The 22,375-nt window shown below is 39.8% G+C and carries 17 protein-coding genes; 6 read left to right on the top strand and 11 right to left on the bottom strand.

All coding sequences use genetic code 11. The features are described 5' to 3' along the window. Positions 1-54: 54 nt before the first annotated feature. Together MQE36_RS15405 and MQE36_RS15400 are read right to left on the bottom strand one after the other, a co-directional pair. Positions 55-474 carry an SRPBCC family protein gene (locus MQE36_RS15405; protein WP_242936859.1) on the bottom strand — a complete coding sequence of 140 codons (420 nt, stop codon included), beginning with the start codon at positions 472-474 and terminating at the stop codon, positions 55-57. A gap of 279 nt (positions 475-753) precedes the next feature. After that, positions 754-2,334: a sulfatase family protein gene (locus MQE36_RS15400; RefSeq protein WP_423242465.1), complete on the bottom strand. Its 1,581-nt coding sequence runs from the start codon at positions 2,332-2,334 to the stop codon at positions 754-756. Positions 2,335-2,476: 142 nt separating this feature from the next. Between MQE36_RS15400 and MQE36_RS15395 the strand changes: the two genes are divergently transcribed. After that, positions 2,477-2,641 (top strand): hypothetical protein, encoded by a 165-nt coding sequence (locus MQE36_RS15395; protein ID WP_242936858.1) that lies wholly within the window; start codon positions 2,477-2,479, stop codon positions 2,639-2,641. A gap of 167 nt (positions 2,642-2,808) precedes the next feature. Here the strand turns inward: MQE36_RS15395 and MQE36_RS15390 are convergent, their stop codons facing one another. The 4 genes from MQE36_RS15390 to MQE36_RS15375 form a co-directional block, all read right to left on the bottom strand. After that, positions 2,809-3,120: an HNH endonuclease signature motif containing protein gene (locus MQE36_RS15390; RefSeq protein ID WP_242936857.1), complete on the bottom strand. Its 312-nt coding sequence runs from the start codon at positions 3,118-3,120 to the stop codon at positions 2,809-2,811. Positions 3,121-3,711: 591 nt separating this feature from the next. After that, positions 3,712-4,377, bottom strand: a complete 666-nt coding sequence (locus tag MQE36_RS15385) for a response regulator (RefSeq protein WP_242936856.1) — start codon at positions 4,375-4,377, stop codon at positions 3,712-3,714. 15 nt (positions 4,378-4,392) lie between these two features. Continuing rightward, on the bottom strand, positions 4,393-6,348 hold the full coding sequence (locus tag MQE36_RS15380) for a tetratricopeptide repeat-containing sensor histidine kinase (protein ID WP_242936855.1): 1,956 nt from the start codon (positions 6,346-6,348) through the stop codon (positions 4,393-4,395). Positions 6,349-6,374: 26 nt separating this feature from the next. Then, positions 6,375-6,551 carry a hypothetical protein gene (locus tag MQE36_RS15375; protein ID WP_242936854.1) on the bottom strand — a complete coding sequence of 59 codons (177 nt, stop codon included), beginning with the start codon at positions 6,549-6,551 and terminating at the stop codon, positions 6,375-6,377. Between the two features lie 365 nt (positions 6,552-6,916). Here MQE36_RS15375 and MQE36_RS15370 point away from each other — a divergent pair, with 365 nt between their 5' ends. Next, positions 6,917-7,645 carry a hypothetical protein gene (locus tag MQE36_RS15370; RefSeq protein WP_242936853.1) on the top strand — a complete coding sequence of 243 codons (729 nt, stop codon included), beginning with the start codon at positions 6,917-6,919 and terminating at the stop codon, positions 7,643-7,645. Between the two features lie 428 nt (positions 7,646-8,073). Here the strand turns inward: MQE36_RS15370 and MQE36_RS15365 are convergent, their stop codons facing one another. The 5 genes from MQE36_RS15365 to MQE36_RS15345 all read right to left on the bottom strand — a co-directional run bounded on the left by MQE36_RS15365 (position 8,074) and on the right by MQE36_RS15345 (position 16,690). Beyond that, complete coding sequence (locus tag MQE36_RS15365; protein ID WP_242936852.1) at positions 8,074-9,441, bottom strand: TlpA family protein disulfide reductase; 1,368 nt, start codon at positions 9,439-9,441, stop codon at positions 8,074-8,076. Between the two features lie 90 nt (positions 9,442-9,531). After that, a complete protein-coding gene (locus MQE36_RS15360) occupies positions 9,532-10,737 on the bottom strand; it encodes a thioredoxin family protein (RefSeq protein WP_242936851.1) in 1,206 nt (401 codons plus the stop codon). Further along, the gene (locus MQE36_RS15355; RefSeq protein ID WP_242936850.1) at positions 10,737-12,116 is read right to left on the bottom strand and encodes a RagB/SusD family nutrient uptake outer membrane protein; all 1,380 of its coding nucleotides are present in this window, start codon (positions 12,114-12,116) and stop codon (positions 10,737-10,739) included. Before MQE36_RS15355 ends, MQE36_RS15360 begins: the two co-directional genes overlap by 1 nt. 5 nt (positions 12,117-12,121) lie before the next feature. Further along, positions 12,122-15,430, bottom strand: a complete 3,309-nt coding sequence (locus MQE36_RS15350; protein WP_242936849.1) for a TonB-dependent receptor — start codon at positions 15,428-15,430, stop codon at positions 12,122-12,124. A gap of 147 nt (positions 15,431-15,577) precedes the next feature. Further along, positions 15,578-16,690, bottom strand: coding sequence for a FecR family protein (locus tag MQE36_RS15345; RefSeq protein WP_242936848.1), 1,113 nt, complete (start codon positions 16,688-16,690; stop codon positions 15,578-15,580). A gap of 123 nt (positions 16,691-16,813) precedes the next feature. On the opposite strand from MQE36_RS15345, the gene MQE36_RS15340 reads away from it, so the two are divergent. From MQE36_RS15340 to MQE36_RS15325, 4 genes are all read left to right on the top strand, one after another. Beyond that, entirely contained in the window at positions 16,814-17,350 is a 537-nt protein-coding gene (locus MQE36_RS15340) for an RNA polymerase sigma factor (protein WP_242936847.1), read from the top strand. Positions 17,351-17,857: 507 nt separating this feature from the next. After that, entirely contained in the window at positions 17,858-18,412 is a 555-nt protein-coding gene (locus tag MQE36_RS15335; protein ID WP_242936846.1) for a DUF4251 domain-containing protein, read from the top strand. Between the two features lie 218 nt (positions 18,413-18,630). Next, positions 18,631-21,735, top strand: coding sequence for a TonB-dependent receptor (locus MQE36_RS15330; RefSeq protein WP_242936845.1), 3,105 nt, complete (start codon positions 18,631-18,633; stop codon positions 21,733-21,735). 90 nt (positions 21,736-21,825) lie between these two features. Beyond that, entirely contained in the window at positions 21,826-22,296 is a 471-nt protein-coding gene (locus MQE36_RS15325) for a DUF6495 family protein (protein ID WP_242936844.1), read from the top strand. The last annotated feature ends 79 nt before the right edge of the window (positions 22,297-22,375 follow it).

Raw genomic sequence — 22,375 nt, 5'->3', positions numbered from 1 at the left:
ACGGAAAGAAGGCCTGTTGTCAGGCAATCTTCCCGCAGTGCATGTGAAATGATATTAACTATTAGTTTCCGTATATCTTTTAAAACTATTTAAAATTGCCAGCCAACCGTCTCTTTGCATGTCGACAGGATTGGTGTTTTCAGCATCGAAGGTAATGATTACCCTGGTAGTACCATTTTTATGTTCGAAAAGGGTTGTGGCCTGCCGCCCGTCTGATATGGTATAGGCGATCTTTTTTTCATTGATGACTTCATCGTATGTGGCTTCAAAGTCAAAACCAAAGCTTCCGTCTTTAGCCTCCATCCGGGCATAATATTTTCCCCCGGCCTTTAAGTCGTTTTCCGCTCTCGGACAACACCATGTATCGGCGGCAAAATTCCATTGGGTTATATGTTCCGGTTGCGTATAGCAGTTCCATGTTTTTTGACAGTCGGCATTTACGTTTACTCCTACTGTGATTTTTGTAGTTTCCATATGTTTTGAGAGTTTATGATATAAAGGTTTTCAGATTGTTTTCTTTTAGAGTAAAGATAATAAGGTAAGATAAACTCTTTGCATGGGAAAAACGACTAGTGGGAGGGGCGATTCCGGCAGCAGATGACGAACCTTTACAATCGGAAGATTAAATGTATATTCACTCACCCCCGAAGGGGTTTTACCCGATCATTTATTTTTTTGGCAGGCAGCAAAAAAAAATCGCGGAATATCCATAGACTCCCGCGATTTGATATAAAATAAAAGTTTGGTTGATATCTATTTGACAGCTTCTATTTCTTTTGGTTCTTTACCTCTTATCCTGGTATAATCGGCGATCATCTCCCGGAGTTTTTCAGGGTTCTCTTCCGCCAGGTTTTTTTGTTGTCCCGGATCTTCTTTTAGGTTGTATAGCTGGAAGGTAGGCATGGAACCTATTTCGATATTCACATGATCGTATTTAAAAACCCCTTTATACGGAGGAATCAATATCCAGTCGCCTTTTCTTAATGCCGTTTTAGAAGAAGCTTCGAGCATTAATTCATCCCGTCCTTTATCGGCATTTCCTAGTAATGCACCTAAAAGGTTCCGGCTGTCCCCATATTCCTGATCATCGCCGTTTAGTGCAGCCAAAGAAGAAAGCAGGTCCATTTGACAAACGACGGCGTCTGATACTCCCGGTGTGATCTTTCCTTTCCAGTAAGTAATAAAGGGCACTCGGGTACCGGCTTCGTACATACTGTATTTTCCGCCTCTTAAAGGTCCGTTGGGATCGTGATCTCCAAGTTTTTCGACAGCATCGTCATAATAGCCATCGTTTAAGACAGGTCCGTTATCACTCGAAAATACAATCAGGGTGTTTTCTAGAATTCCTTCTTCTTCCAAAGTTTTAATAAATTCTCCGATACACCAGTCTGCTTCCACAATGACATCGCCTCTTGGGCCCATTCCCGAGCTTCCAACAAAACGCGGATGCGGGGTTCTTGGCACATGGGGTTGTTGCAGGGCGTAGTAAAGGAAGAAAGGTTCATTTTTATGCGAGCGTACATATTCCTGAGCTTTGGCGAGGAAATGATCGGCCATATCGATATCGCTCCACTTGGCTGTCTCACCACCTTTCATAAAACCGATACGCGGAATACCGTTTACGATACTGTTGTTATGGCCATGGTGCCATTTCATGGTGAGCATTTCGGGATTGTCTTTGCCGGTGGGCTCACCTTCAAAATTTTTGTGGTAATCAACTTTGATAGGATCGTTAGGGTCGAGTCCGTCTACTTTATCATTTTCAATATAAACGGTAGGAACCCTGTCTTGGGTAGCAGCCAGGATATACGATTCGTCGAAACCTACTTCATTAGGTCCGGGTTTGATAGCTTCATTCCAGTTTACATGCCCGGTTCCAAGTCCGAGATGCCATTTGCCAACAATTCCGGTATGGTAGCCATGTTCTTTCAGCATTTTAGGGAGGGTGTATTGTGCGGTATCAATCAGCAGGGGTGCAGTACCCGGCAAAATCCGTGCATTTTTGTTTCGCCACGGATATATCCCTGTCAATAGGGCAAAGCGACTGGGAGTACAGGTTGCCGAAGATGCATAACCGTTCGTAAAACGAATACCACCGGCCGCCAGTGCGTCCATATGAGGTGTTTTTAATTCAGTAGCTCCGTATGCTCCCACATCTCCATAGCCCAGATCGTCTAAATAGATCACAACGATGTTTGGTTTCTTTTCATTGGTAACAACTTCTGCTGTTTCTCCCTTTTTCTGATCGTTTTTGCAGGCAATGGTCATGAGTGCCGTAGCAGTCAGAATGCCTAATATTCTTAATTGTTTAAGGTTCATAAGTCTGTTTTTCATCTTAGGTACATATCGAGTTATGGCGGTTTCTTTGCTGATCAAAAATCAACTAGTCTGCCATAAGCGATGCACAAAATACTAAAATATACATATTGATGCATCCTGTACCTACTAGTTTGTATTTTAAGGAATAGGGAATCGTATGTATAAAGTATTTTTTGTAAATACTTCTCACGAAGGTCGGGAACAGGGTTGGGGAAATAGAAAGGTTGCCATGGGAGTTTTGTTTATCCGAACGGACAGCAGTGGTTTTGATACATATGAAAGCTATAACCGTAACTACTATGCTGCCCGAATGAATAGCTGAGGCGGTTTATATTAAAACGGAAAGGTGGTTGAATTTAAGGAAGAGAAAGAAATAAATGGGAGTGACGATCCTCCTTCAGATCAGACGTCTTCTGAAAAGTCAGGACGGGAGGATGATGAAGAATGATCCGTTCAAGCCTGATATTCCCTTACATGTTTATTGGTCAGTTAGGTTATAACAGTTATCCCGCAATACGGATCTTTATCTTTAGCCCGGTTATTTTGCCACTGTAGTGGTTGCAGGTTGGCCAGTTCGTCTCCGCCACTTTCTGCGACAGGGGTGATATGGTCTATTTCCCATCCGGTGCTATGTCCGAGGGTCTTTCCGAACATTTTCCATTCGATTACGGTTCCACAGGCGTCTAATCTTATAAAATTAGGATTCACGCCTTCTATTTTTCTAGCTTTTTGCCAAACAAGAGCGCGTATTTCCAATGACCAGGGTTGTCCGTATTTGTTGGTATTAGGGTTTCGTTTCATATTTTTTAACTGTTGGGTAAGGGGTTCCCCGCTAAGCGAGATTCAATCCCAATAATACCCTGATTTTCAGTACTTTCTCAGTGAAATGTTCCTAAAGGAGTTTCACGAGACTTGGTCGGAACGTTTTAATTTATTTTGTTTAAAGCCCTTGCAAGCTTACCTCAGGCAGTTTAACTATGAGTTTCTGCAAAAGGGATCAATAATGATCACAGTACTTAGGAATAATTTCAGTTCAAAAGTCGTTTTTCTGTGGTGATTTTTTTTACGGATTCCCGTAAGAGAAGTTATTTTTATAAGTTACCCGGTTATCGGGGTTTATTCCGCATAGCTATCGGAAGCTCTGACGCTTGTCCCTGCGAAATGTTTCTGAAAGAATTTCACGGGTGCACGCGTCGAAATGTTTTGTCCATATGCGAACTGCCTCCATCGTTAAAAAGATAGGTTGTGTTTTTTTACGCCCGGAGCTCTCGTGAGCCTGTTCCGAAGTATCTTACTCAATAATTTTATACTGCGTTGATACTCAGGAAGTCTTTTGAGCACCTACAAGCCGGGAAAGGACAGGTTGGTCATTGAGAATTGACGTAGGGTGCTTTATATCAGTCCCATGTCTTTAACGATCGCAACTAAATGGGTTGAATTTTTTGCTTTGAAGGAAACTTTAAGTTTGTTTATTCGTTTTTCGATACTGCTCAGGCTGGCTGGGGAGATCTCTTCTTTCTTAAAGAGTGCCGCTATCTCATCTTGTAAAAGTCCGTTGGCCAATTCGTTCACCAGGCGCAGGTCGTAATCTTCTATTTCGAGCATGGGAGTGCCTTTTATGGCATAATCGATAGCAGCCGAGAGATAGCGATCATTCCGATAAACATTTTGGATAGCCTCATTGATTTCTTTGGCGCTTTCTCTGCCTTTGCATACATACCCGTGAATGCCCGGATCGGTAAAAAAGCTTTTAATTTTTTGCGGTCGATCTTCGATAGAATAGATAATAATCTTTGTTGCCGGGTGTAGCTTCAATGCTTCTTTTGCCAGGATATCTCCTGAACAGATATTACAACTTCGATGGTCTTGTTTAAAAGAGAGATCTGTAATAAGTAAATCGTAGGGAGTTCCGTCCAGTAATGCTTTTTTTATTTTTAATACTGCATCGTCACAGTATTTTACATGATCAATTTCAAAGTCGAAGCTGTTTTTCAGGTTAGAAACGATCCCTAGATTGATACTGTCTATATCTTCGGCTATTAATACTTTTTTAAACATCTGTATGATCTTTTCTTATTGGGGGATGGTAATCGTAATGATACATCCCGCATTAGAAGTTTTATCAAAAGTAATATTTCCGTTAATGGCCTCTATACGGTTTTCCACATTTAGCAGTCCGTTCCCTTTTTGGATGTATCCGGAGTCGAATCCTGTGCCATTATCAGAGTATTGCACGATAATCTTATTGGATTCATTTTTAAAGATGAGCACAACGATGGATGCACCGCTGTGTTTTTTCATATTTACCATGAGTTCCTGTGTAGTGCGGTATAAGACTTTTTTCTTTATTTCGTTTATTTGTTTCCAGGCAATACTATTGATGTTCCGTATCATAACATTTACATTTTTGCCATGGAACGAAGCCAACATATCTTTTAATTCGGCAGGAAAATTTTGTCCGGTATCGATATCGCCATACTCTCTCGATATATTTCGCGTTTTATTATATAATTTATCTAAATGCATTTCAAATTTTTCTAAAAAAGGAGACGTTTTTACTTCATTCTGCACGAGCATTAAGGTGTTAAAAACATCATTGGCTACTTCGTCGTGTATTTTTTTTGAAATGATACGTTCTGTTTCTTCTGTAGCTCTTTCGCGGTCTCTTTGGTGTTTGCCTTGTATAACACGGTATCTCCAGACAACCCCTCCTCCCAGTACAATCAGAAGTAATAACAGGCTGATGTTCCTGATCTTGATCCTGCTGATTTCGGAGGCCTGTAACTGGGCATTTGCTTTTAAAAGTTTATTTTCCTGCCTGTTTTGAACTGCATCAAACTTGATTTTCGCATAGCTGTTTTGAGTTTGTTCCCTTGCTTTGTAAATACTATCGCTAATGTTATGGTACTGTAAGGCATATTTTCGGGGAGCATTGGAAGTAGCTATAAGAATGGCCAGCGCATCGAGCCGATCGTCTGCATTTTTATATGAGGTTGCATTTTTGTATGCCTGTCGTGCCATTTCAACAGCCCTGGGGTCATTTCTGTCGGCATAATGTTCTGCTAAATGGATATAGCTGGCGTTCAGGTTTGCCGGAATATTCTTTTGCCTTCGTAATTTGAGTGCTTCCAGTAGTTGTTTTTCTGCATCCCGATGTCCTAATTTACTTTTTGCATAAGCCGAGTTATCTTTTATCCTGGCTTTGAGAACGATGTATTTTGGTGAATCCAACAGGGGATTGTTCACGATGCGGGACAAAGTTTCAAGGGCTTTGCGATATTCTTTTTGTTTTAAATAAACTACGGCTTTGTTATTAACGACAGATATTTTTTCCGCAGGATCTTTACTAATATCCAACACCTTATCATACCAATAGAGGGATTCCTTATACTGTCCTTTGTTTTTTGAAATAATAGCCAGATAATTGATGAGCCGCATATAGTTATTGTCCTGAGTTTCTTTTTTGAGATGTTGTAAGGCATCAATAGCTATTTTTTCAGCTTCTTCGTAATTGGCAGCATCGTTTAAGATTTTTACCAGTTCATACGATCTTTTTACCATTAGCAAACTATCGTCTAACTGTTTGTAGATCTGAACAGACTGGTAGTAATTTCCTATTGCGCTATCGATCTGGTGGTTCTTCTTAAAATAGAACGCCTTTAAGTATTTGGTATATGCTATACTACTGGTGTCTTTCGTTTTTATAGATATCGACAATAACTTATCAGTATATATAAATACACTATCTAAAAGCTGTAGTTTCCCGAGTAAAAGAATCCTTTGTTTAAGTATTCTGGCATATAAGGAATCTGTTTGTTCTGATGGGGAGAGTTGCAAAGCCCTTTTGTTTACGATTAGTGCTTTCGCTGTTAAGTTTGCTTTTTTAAGGCTATCTGCCTGTTGGATCAGGGTATGGGTATAATTATTCCTGGCTTTTGTATGCTGGGTTTTATTATTTTCATCCATACAGGATATAAGGCCTGTAATAAGTGCAGTAAAAATGAGGAATGAAAGTCGGTAAGTTTTCATTCCCCAAAAGTATGAATTAATTAAGATTAACCGGCATCGTTCGGATCTGGCTCCGGCTCATCAGGATCGCCTGTAGGATCTCCGTCTTCGCCATTGGCTTGTTGCCTGTACAATTGTTCCGTTTCTGCAAGTGTCTCATCGGTGCAAGAAAACAAGGTTGCATTGCTTGCTATAAGTATTATCAGTAAGAATATTTTTTTCATTTTAAATACTTTAAAAAATTAAACATGAAGGCAGCTGTCCGTATACCGGATATCTGATTTTCAGCTACCATAGGGTAAAAGGGAGTACTCTTGTTTTGTCTGGGAAGTGGAGATCAATTGCGGAGGAAAAAGCAACTTCCCTTTTGGTTCTGCCACCGCAATGAGGATTTCCGTAAGAATGATTTTAGCGCTTTGGCTATGTTAGCAATGCATAACCCGAATCATTCTGACGACAAAGTAAAGTTGTCAGAACACGGATATTGCAGACGGAACCCGGAAAAGAATGTCCGACACTTATCAGACAAAAATGTCCGGGGTCTGTCCGGATAATATTTTTAATTTTAAAACATTAATCAACAATCGATATGTTTAAAACACTTGTTCAGCACGTATTTGAGAAAGCCCGACTACAGACAGGTAAAGAGAGCAAAAACGGGCAGGCAGAATACCTGGCCCATATTTTTACAGAAGATTACAAGTACAGTATTACCACAAGGGCCTTAACAGCCATCTATAACAAATATGTTCTTGAAAATCCTTCGAGATCGGCTACTATTAAGCCGGAACTGGCAGATGTGATGAGTATTTATCTGGGCTTTAAAAATCATTCCGATTTCGCCACGAAACAAAATGAAACAGATACGGGCAGCGGGTCGGGGAAAGAAAATCATTTATCGTTGTCGCAGAAGGGAGGACGGGAACGTATAACAATCGTTGTTTTGGGAGTGATTATATTGGGGATGCTTTTTTATAATTTTTTTGGTCATAACGACCGTCCTGAAGAAGGGTGTATGATCTGGGACGGAGATCATTATACCCTGGTTAGCTGTGATTTAAAAGATCGCCGGGATACCGAAAGTGAAGTGGTTCTTTTTGATAAGAAGATGTACGATCATATGAAAAAGATCGGCTATGGAAGTGTGAAAGTAGGATCGTCATATTATTGCAAAGTGAATAAAGATTCCTTGGAGTTTTTTTCGTGGTACGGACTGCATCCGGTCAGTAAAGCAAATTTAAAGCCGGTAACCCAATATATATACGATAAATATGTACAGCCGGCTATGGAAGAATATAGGATGATCTCGAAGGATTAGAGGTATTGCAAACCGGACAATAATCAATGATTTAGAACAAAAAATCACTGGTTTATAATATAATATAAATCTTTTCCGAATTCATATGCCAAACAGACGGTAAATATCATTAGCAGTAAACTCCAAATCAATATTGAAGTTAATTTTTTAGCTGATTCTTTCATTTGATTTATGAAACTTTAGTAGGAAAAATAAGTATAAAGAAAATTCATCAAGCAGATGCCGGTTTGGCGGATGAACTTAAGGTTACAGGTGTTAAAATTAAAAGTATAAATGCAATACGGATAAATAGAAGAGGCATCCGGTGCATTATACGATGTTAGTCAGGACGCAGTCGAAACCTCGTGGTCGTTAAAACCACTATTTCGACTGCGCCAACCTGACCATATACTACTTATAGACAGCGTTGTCTACAGATGATTTTCCTGTTAAAGGTCAAACTCGTTAAATATGGTTTCGAGTTCACCGGAAGAAGGGGTAGGGGCATTATAATCGATAATGTTACCTTGAGGATCGAGGATAATAAACCGCGGAATACCTTTGATCAGATATTCTTTTACAAAAGAGGACTCCCAATCCTTATCGGCAAGTAGTTGTACTCCGCCAAGTTGTTTGTCTTCGATCATTTGCTTCCATTTTTCGCGATCTTTTTGTTTATCGATAGAAATACTGACAAATTTTATATTCCTGCCATGGTACCTGGATTCAAGCTCTTTCAAGTAAGGAATCTCTTTTCTGCAAGGTCCGCACCAGGTAGCCCAAACATCGATAAAAAGGTATGCTCCGGCTAAATCTTTGAGTGAGGTGTTGCCACCATTATAATTTTCATATGCTTTAAAGTCGGGAGAAGGCGATCCTTTTGCTACTTTTTTTAACACTTTGTAGCTGCCCGAGATCTCTTCATTGTGCTTTGTATCAGTAGAAGTCTTAAGGAAGAGACTGTAAAAGGTATCGAGGTCTTTGGTATAGGTAATACCGTATTTGGCATGGTTATAGGCCAGACTGTTCCTGATGGTATCGTTTTTAATCCTGGATATTTCCTTCAGGAAGGCAATATCGTAGTCGAGGTTTGAAGTCTTGGCTGTTTGCCGGGCATTAGTGCGATAATAATCTTCTATAATACGTTTATAGCTTCCGGAAAAGAGATAATCCATACCGTGGTTATAATTCAGGGTATGGTTTAATTTCTTAAGTTCATTTCGTAATCCTGTAACCAGATTCAGGGTATCTGATTTTTCGAGCCTTTTCAGGTCTGACATATAGCCGTAGTTGATGTTCTTTTGCTCTAATTCTTTAAACGCCGGATCGAGGGATGGGTATTCATTTAAATAAGTGAGTAGGGCTTCTTTTTGCGTATTTAATAGTGCCAGACTCGAATCATTGATATTTTTCATGGCTTGTTGCCTGATATTCATGGCCTGACGTTGCCTGGAAAGCTTGTGGAAGATATAATTGTTTTCATTTCCCCCGGCACCTGTGTAGTTAATGGTCTTGGAAAAATCTTTGCTGTCGAAAGCGATTTGGACATTGTATCCGTTTTCTAAGTAGCTCCTCCAGAAAAGCTTACCATATGAAAGGAGGTATGATCCCGGGAGCAGGTTGAGCGTATCTTTAAAGTTTCCTGAATCATCGACCCTGATGGTATCACGGAATGTGTCACTTCCGGTTATTAAAAGAAGCTTTTCGGTTGGGTTTGTTATAGAACCCGATAGTATGGTCGTAGGGTTGTTTATTTCGGAAGAACAACTGCATAGCAGTACAAGCAACCCCGAAATGAAGGTTATTTTTTTAAACATGGTTAAAATATTATGGGATTATAAACCACCCTCCGGGGTTTAAAGAGGGTGGTAACTAACTAACTCAAATTGAAGAATGTAAACAAAAGTTTAATGCAACCCCTTTATTTCCTCAAGGTTCTGTTCAGCACGTTTTTTTACTTTACTGCTGATGGTATCTGCCATTGCTACCGCTTTTTCTCCTGCCTTGATGGCTTCTTCTTTCTCACCTGTATGTCCCAGTATCTGGGCATAAGTACTTACAATACCATAATTGTCGGGAGCCATGGCATAGGCCTTTTTGATAAGCTTTGCAGCCTGGGCCATAAGCTGGTCGTTGTCTTTATGATAATTAAGTACCGACCTTGCTATAAAGGCTATGGTTTCATGATCGTTCTGTAGCTGTTCGTTTACATAATAATCTGACGTTTTGATATATGCTTCGACATCGAGATTCTGTAAATAGAACTGGCAATGCGGAATAGCAATGTCTCGGGTACCTGCATTTAACCTCTTTAAAGAATCAATACTTTCAAAAAACAGTTCCTTTTCATTGTTTCGCGAATATTGATACATATTACGTTGTACCGCCCTGCGATATACGGCATTGACAGCATCTTTTCCGAAGTTTTTTTCAAAATGAGACCTGTTCTGGTCAAGGAACTGGAATAATTCGCTGTCGTCATCATAGGTGAAGCTTTGGATAAGTTTCCAGCCTGAAGCAGACCGTAAGAACTGATCGTCTGATTTTTCGATGACCCTGACCAAAATTTCATTCGCCTTAGGGTCTCTAAATTTATTGAGCTGTACAGCATAACTGGTCAGTTCGTCCATATCCATCTTTCCGGACTCGTACTTTTTAACAAGATTCCCGAAAGCATTTTCCGGATTCAGGGCTTTTTGAGCTTCTTTGATAAACTCATCTGCTTCCATCCTTGATTTTGCCAGATGAACCAGTTCTCCTTTGCCATCAATGAAAAGATATGTAGGAAAAGATGTTACCTGATAGCGTTTGGCCAGTTCAGGACCTTCTCCTTTTTCCATATCTATTTTGTAATTAACAAAGTTATCGTTGTAAAATGTGTATACATCTTCTTTTACGAATACATGCTTTTCCATCCATTTACATGGGGCACACCAGGAGGTGTAACAATCGACAAAAATAAGTTTGTCTTCAGCTGTTCCTTTATCCAGTACCTGCTGAAAGGAACCTTCAGAAAAATGAATGGCATTGTACGTTACCTTTTTCTCTTCCTGCTTTTGTTTGCAGGAAAGAGAAAAAAGGCAAACACTGATAAAAAACAATATTTTTTTCATTAGTAACCGGGGTTTTGTTTGATAACACCTTGTGATAATTCTACAGTTTGAATTGGTAACGGCAGGATTAAACGTGTTTCTGATGATAGTTCTTTATAATCGTTAATGTTTATATCTCCTTCGATATGGAAACGTACCAGGTCGAACCATTCTTCTCCGGATTCGGTGCCGAGTTCACGTATTTTTTCGGTACGGATGGCATTCAATAATTCGTCGTAGTCGTTGGTGGTAACTAAGGTGTTGGCACTACGTTCCCTGATAGTGTTTAAAGCTGTTTTAGCGGCATCGATGTCATTATTGGCTCTTAGCATTGCTTCAGCATAAATCAGATAGGTTTCCGCAAGACGCATAAAATACTGAGTATCGGCTGTAAGAGGAACTCCGTTATAGGTGGCTCCGTTAAATTTATTGTTCCTGATACTACCTGCAGACGTAAAGGTTATAGCTGCCTCGTAACGGGCATCTGTTTCCATAAGTGCCACATATTCGTCAGAAAGGCCGAAATATGCACGAAACATAAAGGCCTTATTATTTCTGTCGTTCAGGTTATCAAAAGGTGTCTGGAACAATACTTCATTCGGGTTGTCAATCTTTTTGGTAAAGATATCTCCGAAAGTTTCTTCTAACTCACGTTCGTTAGAATCAATGACTTCCTTTGCAAGGGTAGCAGCAGTAGCATAGTCTTTTCTGTATAGGGCTACTTTGCTTTTCAGGGCTTTTGCCGCCAGGTTAGAAGCATAAAAAGTATTTGAAAAATCAGGGGCATGCGCAATAGCATAGTCAAGGTCTTCCAAAATAAGCTTGTATACTTCGGCTACGGTGGTACGTGCCTGGGCATCTGCATTACTGATAGGCTCGGTTTTTAATACAACTCCGTATTCAGAATCCATATTAAAGAATTCCCCAAATAACCTCAACAGGTAAAAATGTGATTGTGCTCTTAAAAACCGGGCTTCTGCAATAATCTCTTCTTTTCTTTCATCGTCTGAAGCAAGGGCTGCCGTTTTGGTTATCACATGGTTCGCGTTGTTGATCAGAAAATACATTTTGGTGTACATGTATTCCAGGTAATAATTATCCGGGTTTACATCGTTGTTGAAAAAGGCATTTTCAGATCCGCCACCCCAAATTCCGGGCTTCATGGTAGTTCCCATCATCGAAGTTACAGCAGGCATATACACGATATAATCGAGTCCGTCGATCAGACTTCCATAAACGCCATAGAGCACTGTTTGCGCCTGGTCGACATTGGTAATTACTTTATCTTCGGAAACCTGATATACAGGATCTACATCTGTTACATCGGTAATTTCACACGATGTGGTTAATACTCCTATGAGAGCGAGTACAATAAATATGTTTTTATATAATTTTTCCATCGTCATTATAAGTTTAAGTTTAATCCAAGTGTATATGTTCTAACCGGTGGATAAGTGGCACTATCATACCCTTGTGAAAAGTTGCTGGCAGCATTATAGTTAACTTCCGGGTCTAACCCGCTGTATGAAGTGATCACAAACACATTGGTAGCCGATAGCGAGATACTTGCCCTTTGGATAAACATTTTTTTAAGGAGTTCAGGATTGAACTTATAGGTTAGGTGGATGTTTTTTAACTTAAAGAAAGAAGCATCTTCAACAAAGAAGTCGGAATCTCTTCGGTTATTATTCGGATCTCCGGCAACCAATCTTGGGATACTGCTCGATGTATTGTCCGGGCTCCAGGTATTCTGAATATCTGTAGCGTAGTTATTTCCGAAATTGCTGAATATCAGCAAGTCTCTTTTGTTGCTGTTAAACAAATAGTTACCCACACTGAAGTTGAATAAAGTAGAGAGTTCGAAGTTCCCGTATCGGAATATATTATTCCATCCTCCGAAGAAATCCGGTTCTGCTTTTCCGATAATATCTACATCATCAGATCCTACAAAACCATCTTCATTTACATCTACATATTTAAAATCTCCGGGGGCTGTATTACCTGTTTGGTATACGCCTGTCGGGGAAGCAGCGTTTAACTGATCGATTTCTTCCTGCGTCTGGAAAATACCGTCGACTTTATATCCCGAGAAGTAACTGATCGGTTCACCTTCTACAAGGTTCCTGTAGTAACCACCGTTTAAATGCAGTACTTTACTACTGATGGTCGACATATTGAGTTCTGTAGTCCACTGAAATTTAGCATCCCTGAATACATCTACTCCAACCTGGAATTCGAAACCTTTGTTAAGGAAGTCACCAATGTTTGCAAACTGACTGCTTCCACCGGTTTCGAGGGTTACATCTCTTGAAAGGATCTGATCGGAAGTTTTCTTGTTGAAGTATCCGAAAGTACCGTTAACCCTTCTGTCGAATAGTGAATAGTCGACGGCAACATCCAGTTGATTGGTAGTTTCCCATCTGATAGCCGGGTTCGGGATGGTATTTGAAACCACACCATTGTTGTTGTTATAAAAACTACCCGCAGCAAAGAAAGTAGCATACTGAAAGTCTGAAAAGTTTGCCGATCCTGTTTTACCATAGGATGTTCTTAATTTAAGGTCGTCAATAAATGTAGCATCTTCCATAAAGCCCATACGCGATATTCTCCAGGCAAAGGCTCCCGAAGGGAAGTAACCCCAACGATTTTCAGGGCCGAATTTCGTTGATTTATCTGCACGTCCGGTAAAGGTCAGGTATGCAATATCATCGTAATTGTAATTAGCTCTTACGAAGTATGAAGAAAGTCCGCTGATAGTACCACCGCTTGCAATACTCTGGTTGGAGGCGGCACCCGGTGTTACCATTACAAAATCATCAGGAAAATCTACAGCATCTATACTTATGAAATTACTTTTGTTTTGAGTGTATGATACACCTAATACCGTATTAAGGCTGTGTTTATTAAAGCTTTTGTTATAAGTAAGTGTATTGTCGAAAATGCGTGAGGTGAAGCCAGATTCATTTTGTTTTAAGGTTCCCTTACGGTTGTTTCTTTGCTCGAATACATCATAACTAGGTGTATATCGGAAACTGAAATTATCACCTTCCGTGTACGAGTATGTAGATTTAAATACCAGGCCGTCGGTAAGTTGATATTCTCCGAAAAGAGAGATCATGATATTTTTAGAATCTACATAGGAAGGGAAGCGAACTTTTGCATACGGGTTTGAATAGATACTGTTCGGGTCGGAAGCAAAACTTCCGTCGGGATTATATACAGGGATGTCTGGTCTGTAACGGATTGTCTGGTAGTAAAAAGTGGTACCGCTACCTTCATTTTTAGAGTCCGTATAGTTAAAGTTCACCCCGATGCGCAGTTTGTCAGAAGCTTTTGTTTCGAGTTTGGTCCTGATATTGTTTCTTCTGAATTCTGTATTGTATATCGGTCCTTTCTGATCTGTGATCCCGGCAGAAACAGAATAAAGTGTATTCCCGTTTAATGACCCGCCGTTCATATTGAGGTAGTAATTCATATTAACAGCCGCCTGATCTGCTTCTTTTTGCCAGTCGGTGTATACATCAGGGCCGTATGGATATAGATCTTCATCATCAGGAATATCGCTGCCTGCATTGGTGTACGCCTGCTTTATAACATCGTGGAAACCATTACTGTTGAGCATGTCGTATTTATTAAAGAAACTCGACATACTTGTCATTGTACTAAAGCTGATGCTTGGAACAGAAGAGTAGCTTCCTTTCTTGGTATTGATAATAATCACCCCGTTAGCACCTCTGGAACCATAAATGGCCGTAGCTGAAGCATCTTTTAAGATGTCGATGCTTTCAATGTCCTGAGGATTGATGGAAGCCAGCGGAGAGATTGACTGTGAAAAGCTATCTGAATAGGCCGAATTACCTTGCCCTTGTCCGATTTCGATAGGAACCCCATCAATGACATAAAGAGGCTCGTTATTTCCTAATACCGAAGTAATCCCCCTGATGCGGATAGAAGCCGGTGCACCGGGAGCTCCTGACGAAGGTACTGCATACACTCCGGGGGCTCTACCTACAATAGCATTATCAAAACTAACAGGTGCCATCTTGTTAAGCTCGGTAGCGTCTATTTTAGAAACCGATCCTGTGATATCTTTTCTTTTCTGAGTACCATAACCTACAAGAACTACTTCTTCGAGGGATTGGGTATCTTCTTTTAGGATAATATCTACAGTCGTTCTTTCTTTGATCTCGGTAATAACGGTTTCCATCCCGATATAGCTAAAAGAAAGGCTTTGGTTTTTTAATGCTTTTATGGTATAAGCACCATCATTGTCAGTAAAGGCACCTTTCCCTGTTTCTTTAACCATCACCGTTACGCCAGGCAGTGGAATACCGTTTACATCGGTAACCAGACCGGTGATCGTGATCTGATCCTGAACTTCAGGCTGTCTGCTTGAAGCGACTTCAGTCTCGGTCGATTTCTGGTAAATAACAATTTGTGTATCGAGTACTTTGTAATACAGCGGACTCTTGCCGAGTAAGCTGTTCATGATGGCCTCTATAGTAACATCATTTACGTGCATACTAACAGGAGGTAATGGGGTAATATCCTCAGTTTTGTATAATACCTTATACGCAGATTGCTTCTCAATCTCATTAAATATTTCCTTGATCTCGGCTTTCTTCACATCTAATGATATGGTAGATTTTTGTGAATAAGAATGTGCCTGAATTTGGAATAAGGAAACGATAAACAGCAATAAAGAAAGTTTCATTTTTAGGCTGATTTTGGTAATTCCAGGACACACGAATCCCTTCGTAAGTGTTTTTTTCATAATTTTGAAGTGGTTTAAACTATTTTAATTTTAGATTAAGGTAGTAGGGGAGACGTTGGCGCGTTTCCCTTTTTTGTTAGCTCATTTTTATTTCATTGGCATTTGATTTTTTATAATAACCTGATTGTTTTCTATACTGTATTCGAAATCCGTATTCACTTTAAACGCGTCTAATATTTGCGTTATAGTTTCTGTATTAAACCTTCCGTTGTAGCGCACCCGGTTCAGCGACGGGTTATTGTTAATGATCGCTACATTAAAATGACGTTCCAGTTTCTTTAGCACAGTTTCAAAGGTATCATCAATAAACAATAAATCTCCGTGCAACCATGCCGTGTGTTTCTGAATATCTACCTGTCCGACAGTTAGATTTTCATCTTTCAATGTAGCGGCTTCGCCCGGTTTAATTGTCAACGAAGCATTATTTAAAGTACTTTTAGCACGTATACTTCCTTCAATCAAAACAGCCATGGTCTGGTTATCGTCGTTAAAACAGCTTAGGTTGAACTCTGTACCCAGTACTTCTACATTCATTTGCCCGGTTTCTACAATAAAGGGTTTTTCGGCATCTTTTGTTACCGTAAAATACGCTTCACCTTCCAGAGTTACATTTCTGGTTCCGGATTTTTCAAAAGAAGACGGGTACTTGAAAAGACTTCCCGAATTCAGGATGACCTGAGAATTGTCGGACAATTTCACCGTAGCCTTTTTTCCGTAGGGAACGTTGATTTCGTTATAGTGAATTGCAGTTGCATTTTCAGTCGCCTGAACCATTGGGTCCGAAGTAAAATCATCTACCGAAATAACAGCCTCTTCTTCATCGAACTCTTTGATGGTCCCATCATCTAACTTAAGGGTTATAATGGTAGCATCAGGGGTGAATTCAGTTATTTCAGGAGTTAAAAAGAATTTTAGTGTTGTTGCCAGTCCGATAAGCAGTATAATAGCCGCTGCATATCTAATCAAACGAAATTTTGGAGAAAGCCTTCTGACTTTGGTTTGAGGAGTTAATGGTAGATTTAGTGATCTATAAATGTTTTCCGGATCAATATCGTTCAAACTTAACTGTATGGAACTTTCTAATTCCAGGTAATCTTTCAGCTGTTCTATAGTTTTCGGATCTTCTAAACCTTCTTTCAAAAGGATTAATTCTTCTTTTGAAATCTCTCCGTTAATGTATTTTATAATTAAATGTTCCAATCTTAAAATAATCTCAGTTTACAACCGAGACGGAAAAATGTTTAAAAACCCTTAACTGTTTTTTAATTTTTTTTTAAAATTTGTGCAAAATAGCTATTGAGGAAGGATAGATAATCGAATTTAATGTTAGAAAACCAGCTTTTATCAGATCTTAAGAACGGGAGTAAGCAAGCATACCGTAATATTTTCCTGAAATATTACAAGGTTATCCTAGCCTATTTGATAAAGCTGACCGGCGATTTGCTGTTATCTGAAGATCTTACCCAGAGTGTTTTCTTAAAATTGTGGACCAAGCGAAAATCGATCAATGTACATACGTCGCTAAAACAGTACTTGTTCAGTACGGCCTACAATAGTTTTATGGATCATTACCGGTCCAGGGAACGAGAAAAGAATATGCATTCGGATTACCTCATTACATCTGAAACTTTTCAGGAAGAACACGACCATACAGGTTTGAAGCGGTTGGAGGACGATCTGAACCGATTAAGGGGTTTAATCGACGCATTGCCCCCAAAGTGTAAAGAAATATTTTTGTTGAGTAAGCAGGAAGGCCTTAAGTATAAAGAAATTGCTGAAAAACTTAACGTTTCACTTAAAACGGTTGAGTCGCAGATGTATATAGCCATGAAAAAACTTCGCGAGGAATTCAATAGCTAGCTTGCCATTAGCCGAGTTTGGGTTTTTTGTATCATAACTGTTAACGTAGGGGTAGACTAAAAGGTTGAGCTGATATTGCCATCTGGAATCCAGTACTTTATGGTTTTCTTTATTGAAAAAGTAAAAGCCCTGATTATTTGCGGAACCACTGAAGGACACAGCCGTAAAATTACCTGTTACACCAGGTGCTTTTTATTTGCCTGTGCGGTCATAGCCAGGTATTGAGGATAAGCAGGGGGAAGGAGAACGGGTTGCCGATGAATAAAACCGGAAGAGAAGCAGTGATGAGACAACAAATAACCGGGGGTTTAAGTATGCGCAATATAAATTCTTTAGGCCAGTCTTGATGAAAACGGTAGTAAAGGAAAAGGGTGTACAACAGCTACATCGCAAGATTATGGGTGTACAGACAGGAAAGAGGTAAAAAGCTTTAGTGTTAAAATTTATGGAACAGTATATACAAAGCCGGTTTAATTTTCATAAATTGTATAGATAAAAAAACATAAAATGAAAAGATTTCAATTTATAAGGTGCTTGTTTGTTTTTATTGTTGTTTATGGTTGCGGAACCACTCAAAGTACAGTTTCGGATGAGGACAGGAAGGAACTGGCCAATCTTGTTGAGGAAAAAAAATTCAGGATAGAGAATGACTGGGCAAATCCGACAGTAACAAATGCCATGATGCAGGTAGGGCAAATTCTGGGACCACAGAATAATGCATCGCGGATAAACCTGATGAGTAATCCTAATTTTTTAGAAGTTGATGGCGACCATGTAAAAGCTTATTTGCCATACTTCGGAGAACGCCAGATGGGAGGCGGATATAACACCAATGAAACAGGAATAAAATTCGACCAGGTTGCTGAAGATATGGAGATTCATTATTTGGAAGCTAAGAAAAAATACAAAATGACCTTTAAGGCTAACAATACAAATAGTAATGAAGCCTATAATATTACCCTGGAGGTCTTTTTCAATAAAAAAACGAGCCTTATTATAAACAGTACCGAACGTAATTCAATCAGATACGAAGGAACTTTAATGCCTTTATCTGAAAATTAGACCTTTTCTTTTGTATGAGCCTGTGTGATCTTTGCCAATCCCTGTTTGATATCAGGTGATCTGACGTGGTATGTGGATTTAAAACGGGTCGTACCACCGGTCTCCGTCTGGCGGTAAGGATGTGGTTGTTAACGAAAAGTTAATAAAAAGTTTTATATTAGTTATGTGTAAATTAGATAGTTGCATTACCAAGTATAAACTAACTACAAACAAATCAAATGAAAAGAATCTTGCTCGTATGTCTGTTGTTGATCGCTTCACAGACATTATTTTCACAGGTGACCACATCAAATATCAGGGGACTTATAACTGACCCGGACGGGCAACCACTTCCGGGAGCCAGTGTCGTTGCAATTCATACACCCACCGGAACAAAGTACGGAACAGCAACCAATTTCGACGGACGTTTTAATTTACTGAATCTCAGGATAGGGGGACCTTATTCGATAACGATCAGTTATGTGGGATTTCAGGAACAAAAATACACTGATGTATTTCTTGAACTGGGGAAAACACAAGATATTGAAGTTGTTCTTCAGGAACTCAGTGAACAGTTGGGAGAGGTAGTTGTTACAGCCGATGCTTCCGGGACATTTGGAAAGGACAGAACCGGAGCGGAGACCAGCGTGGGAAGAAGAGAACTCACCAGACTGCCGACAATTTCCAGATCGGCACAAGATTTTACCAGATTAGAACCAACTGCAAGCGGGGGTTCGTTTGGAGGCCGAAACGATCAGTACAATAACTTTTCCCTCAACGGAGCTATTTTTAATAATCCCTATGGGCTGGATGCAGCAACACCGGGAGGACAAACAGATGCACAGCCTATATCGCTTGATGCCATTGATCAGATCCAGGTAGCTGTAGCTCCTTACGATGTAACTCAATCCGGTTTTACAGGGGCTTCCGTCAATGCAGTTACAAAGAGTGGTACCAATGAGTATCACGGAACTGCCTACGGGTTCTTCAGAAATCAGGATCTTACCGGAAGTAAAGTGAAAGGCGATGATATTGTTGTGCCCAAATTAAGCCAAACCCAATTCGGAGCCAGTATTGGCGGGCCGATTATTCAGAATAAAGTATTCTTCTTTGCAAATTTTGAAAGAGACCAGAGAGAAGACCTGGGGACTACCTGGGTGGCAAATACCGGTTCGGGAGCCGTGAATGAGTCGAGGGTATTGGCTACCGATCTTCAGATGGTTTCAGACCAATTGGCAGCGCTCGGTTATCAAACCGGACCGTATGAAGGCTATGTACACAATACAGAATCGACCAAAGGGATTTTTAAGATCGACTGGAATATTAATGATCAGCACAGGCTGGCATTTATATATAATTTTTTAAATGCTTCAAAAGAAAAGCCAGCCCACCCAACAGCTATTGGCCGGAGAGGTCCTGACTTTACAACATTACAGTTCGAGAATTCAGGATATGAAATCAATAACAGGATTCAGTCATTTCTATTCGAACTGAATTCTAATTTTAATGAAACCACGACCAATAAATTACAGGTTGGGTACACTCATTTCGATGATTTCAGAAACCCTTTCTCATCTCCTGCACCTGTAATTAATATAACTAAAGACGGCGCTCCATATATAATTGCAGGGCACGAACCTTTTTCGATCCACAACCGTTTAGATCAGAAGGTGTTCCAGATTACAGATAATATGAATTTCTTTAAGGGAGATCATACCTATACAGTAGGTTTTTCTTTTGAGAAATTCCAGTTTGCAAACTCCTTCAACTTAACCGGATATGGCTTTGATATATTCGGAAGTGTGGATATTAATGATTTTGATGCTAATAATTATGCAGATGCGTTTGCCAATGCCCGGGCTATTTTTAATTCCAGAAATGGATTGCCTGACGGAGCAGACGGCGGGTGGTTGTTATCTGAGGTCAATGTAGGTCAGCTTGCTTTTTATATTCAGGATGAGTGGAATCTTACCGACAACTTTAAACTTACCTATGGGATAAGGGCAGATAAACCTTTGTATTTTGATACATCGGAAAAAGCACAGGAATTCATAGATACGGATAACGGTCAGTTTTACAATCCGTCGACTGCATATTTTGACCCGGATACAGGAGATGAAGTATTTTTCGATTCTACCAAAATGCCTGATAATGGTTTGCTGTGGTCGCCCCGACTTGGGTTCAATTGGGATGTTTTTGACGATAATGTCTTTCAGGTACGTGGCGGTACAGGGATTTTTACGGGAAGACTACCTTTTGTATGGATAGGGAACCAGGTAAGTGGTGTCGATCAGTTTTTCTATCAGGTAGTCGATAACGATTTTCAGTTCCCGCAAGTATGGAGAACGAGCCTGGGACTAGATTACCGATTTGAAAATGGTATTATCGCTACGGCAGACTTTTCGTATACAAAAGATATCAATGCTGTGCATGTGCAAAACTGGGGACTCAAAACACCTACAGCTACCTTGGGAGGGGTAGATTCAAGACCAGTTTATCAGGCCGGCGATAAAGGTGATTTCCCTGCCTATGTTCTAACAAATTCAGATAAGGGCCGAGCCGTTAATGCGTCTTTAAAGTTGCAGAAGAATTTTGATAACGGACTTTACACGAGCGTGGCTTATAATTATATGAACTCCAAGGACGTGAATTCAATCGAAGCAGAAATAACAGGAGATGCCTTTACTTTCAATCCGGCATATGGAAATGTGAATGACGATGTGTTGTCGCATTCCAAGTATGGGGATAAACACAGAGTGGTTGGGGTTGCTTCTAAACAGTTTAAATATGGGAATGATAAATGGGCTACGACAATCTCAGCTTTTTTTGAATACGCACAAGGAGGACGTTTTAATTATACCTATGGAGGTGATATCAATAACGATGGCTCATTGGTGAATGATCTTATTTATATTCCAACAGCCGAAGAAGTCAGTCAAATGAATTTTTCAGCTCCAGGGCAGGCAGAAGCTTTTGAAAACTTTATACGCCAGGACGATTATATGAGTGCGCATAGAGGAGCATATTTCGAAAGATACGGTGCCATCACTCCGTGGAGAGGACGCTGGGATATGAAATTCCTCCAGGATTATAATTTTAAAGTTTCAGGAGATAAAACCAATACGATTCAGTTCAGTATCGATATCTTAAACGTGGGTAACCTGATCAGTTCAGATTGGGGACTGGTACAACAACCAACAAATGTCCAGCCCATAGGGGTTACCGTTGATGCGAATAATGTTCCGACATATTCTTTTGACCCTGATTTAAGAAATACATTCGTGTACGATGCCGGTTTATTATCAAGATGGCAGATGCAATTTGGTATCCGTTACATCTTTTAATAAATATTGGTTAAGATAAAACTGTAAAAGGCTGTGCTTTTTGTACAGCCTTTTTTATTTTTGCAGCCATTATATGAAGTTAAAAGAGCAATGAAGTATTCAAGACTTACAAAAGAACAATTTGAGGAGCTGCATGAGGAGTTCATAAATTTTCTGGCAACCCAATCCATTACAGCCGATGAATGGGCATCGATAAAAAAAGATAAACCCGAGATAGCGGAACAGGAATTAGATGTTTTTAGCGACCTGATCTGGGAAGGTGTTTTAAATAAGGTTGTATATCTTGAAAATATTTCTGCCAGCCAGATGTTTTTATTTCATCTGACTGAAAAAGAAATGAAGCTTATTGCGGTCCGCTTATTAAATAAAGCTGTAGATCTTACCACCAGGGAAGGATTTCAGTGGTTTAAAGAGAACTTCCTTGGCGATGAGGTGGAAATGATGACCGCGGCAAAAGTTTACTCGGAAGATAAAAACAAAGATAAGTTTGAACTTATTCAAAAAGGGGCTGTTATTACAAAAGGAGAACTGTATAACTATTTAGAAAAGATTATTCCATAGCGTGTTTTCAAAATGTCAGGTCGAGCATTACTTGAAAATGAAAAGACATTTTTACTGAAGGTATAATCGCAGATATCGA

It is taken from the genome of Zhouia spongiae, from assembly GCF_022760175.1.
GTDB classification, from domain to species: Bacteria; Bacteroidota; Bacteroidia; order Flavobacteriales; family Flavobacteriaceae; genus Zhouia; species Zhouia spongiae.
This window is presented reverse-complemented; position numbering and strand designations above follow the sequence as displayed.

Coding starts and splice junctions, on each gene's coding strand:
- MQE36_RS15405 (WP_242936859.1), bottom strand. CDS start 474: ATGGAAACTACAAAAATCACAGTAGGAGTAAACGTAAATGCCGACTGT.
- MQE36_RS15400 (WP_423242465.1), bottom strand. CDS start 2,334: ATGAAAAACAGACTTATGAACCTTAAACAATTAAGAATATTAGGCATT.
- MQE36_RS15395 (WP_242936858.1), top strand. CDS start 2,477: ATGTATAAAGTATTTTTTGTAAATACTTCTCACGAAGGTCGGGAACAG.
- MQE36_RS15390 (WP_242936857.1), bottom strand. CDS start 3,120: ATGAAACGAAACCCTAATACCAACAAATACGGACAACCCTGGTCATTG.
- MQE36_RS15385 (WP_242936856.1), bottom strand. CDS start 4,377: ATGTTTAAAAAAGTATTAATAGCCGAAGATATAGACAGTATCAATCTA.
- MQE36_RS15380 (WP_242936855.1), bottom strand. CDS start 6,348: ATGAAAACTTACCGACTTTCATTCCTCATTTTTACTGCACTTATTACA.
- MQE36_RS15375 (WP_242936854.1), bottom strand. CDS start 6,551: ATGAAAAAAATATTCTTACTGATAATACTTATAGCAAGCAATGCAACC.
- MQE36_RS15370 (WP_242936853.1), top strand. CDS start 6,917: ATGTTTAAAACACTTGTTCAGCACGTATTTGAGAAAGCCCGACTACAG.
- MQE36_RS15365 (WP_242936852.1), bottom strand. CDS start 9,441: ATGTTTAAAAAAATAACCTTCATTTCGGGGTTGCTTGTACTGCTATGC.
- MQE36_RS15360 (WP_242936851.1), bottom strand. CDS start 10,737: ATGAAAAAAATATTGTTTTTTATCAGTGTTTGCCTTTTTTCTCTTTCC.
- MQE36_RS15355 (WP_242936850.1), bottom strand. CDS start 12,116: ATGGAAAAATTATATAAAAACATATTTATTGTACTCGCTCTCATAGGA.
- MQE36_RS15350 (WP_242936849.1), bottom strand. CDS start 15,430: ATGAAACTTTCTTTATTGCTGTTTATCGTTTCCTTATTCCAAATTCAG.
- MQE36_RS15340 (WP_242936847.1), top strand. CDS start 16,814: ATGTTAGAAAACCAGCTTTTATCAGATCTTAAGAACGGGAGTAAGCAA.
- MQE36_RS15335 (WP_242936846.1), top strand. CDS start 17,858: ATGAAAAGATTTCAATTTATAAGGTGCTTGTTTGTTTTTATTGTTGTT.
- MQE36_RS15330 (WP_242936845.1), top strand. CDS start 18,631: ATGAAAAGAATCTTGCTCGTATGTCTGTTGTTGATCGCTTCACAGACA.
- MQE36_RS15325 (WP_242936844.1), top strand. CDS start 21,826: ATGAAGTATTCAAGACTTACAAAAGAACAATTTGAGGAGCTGCATGAG.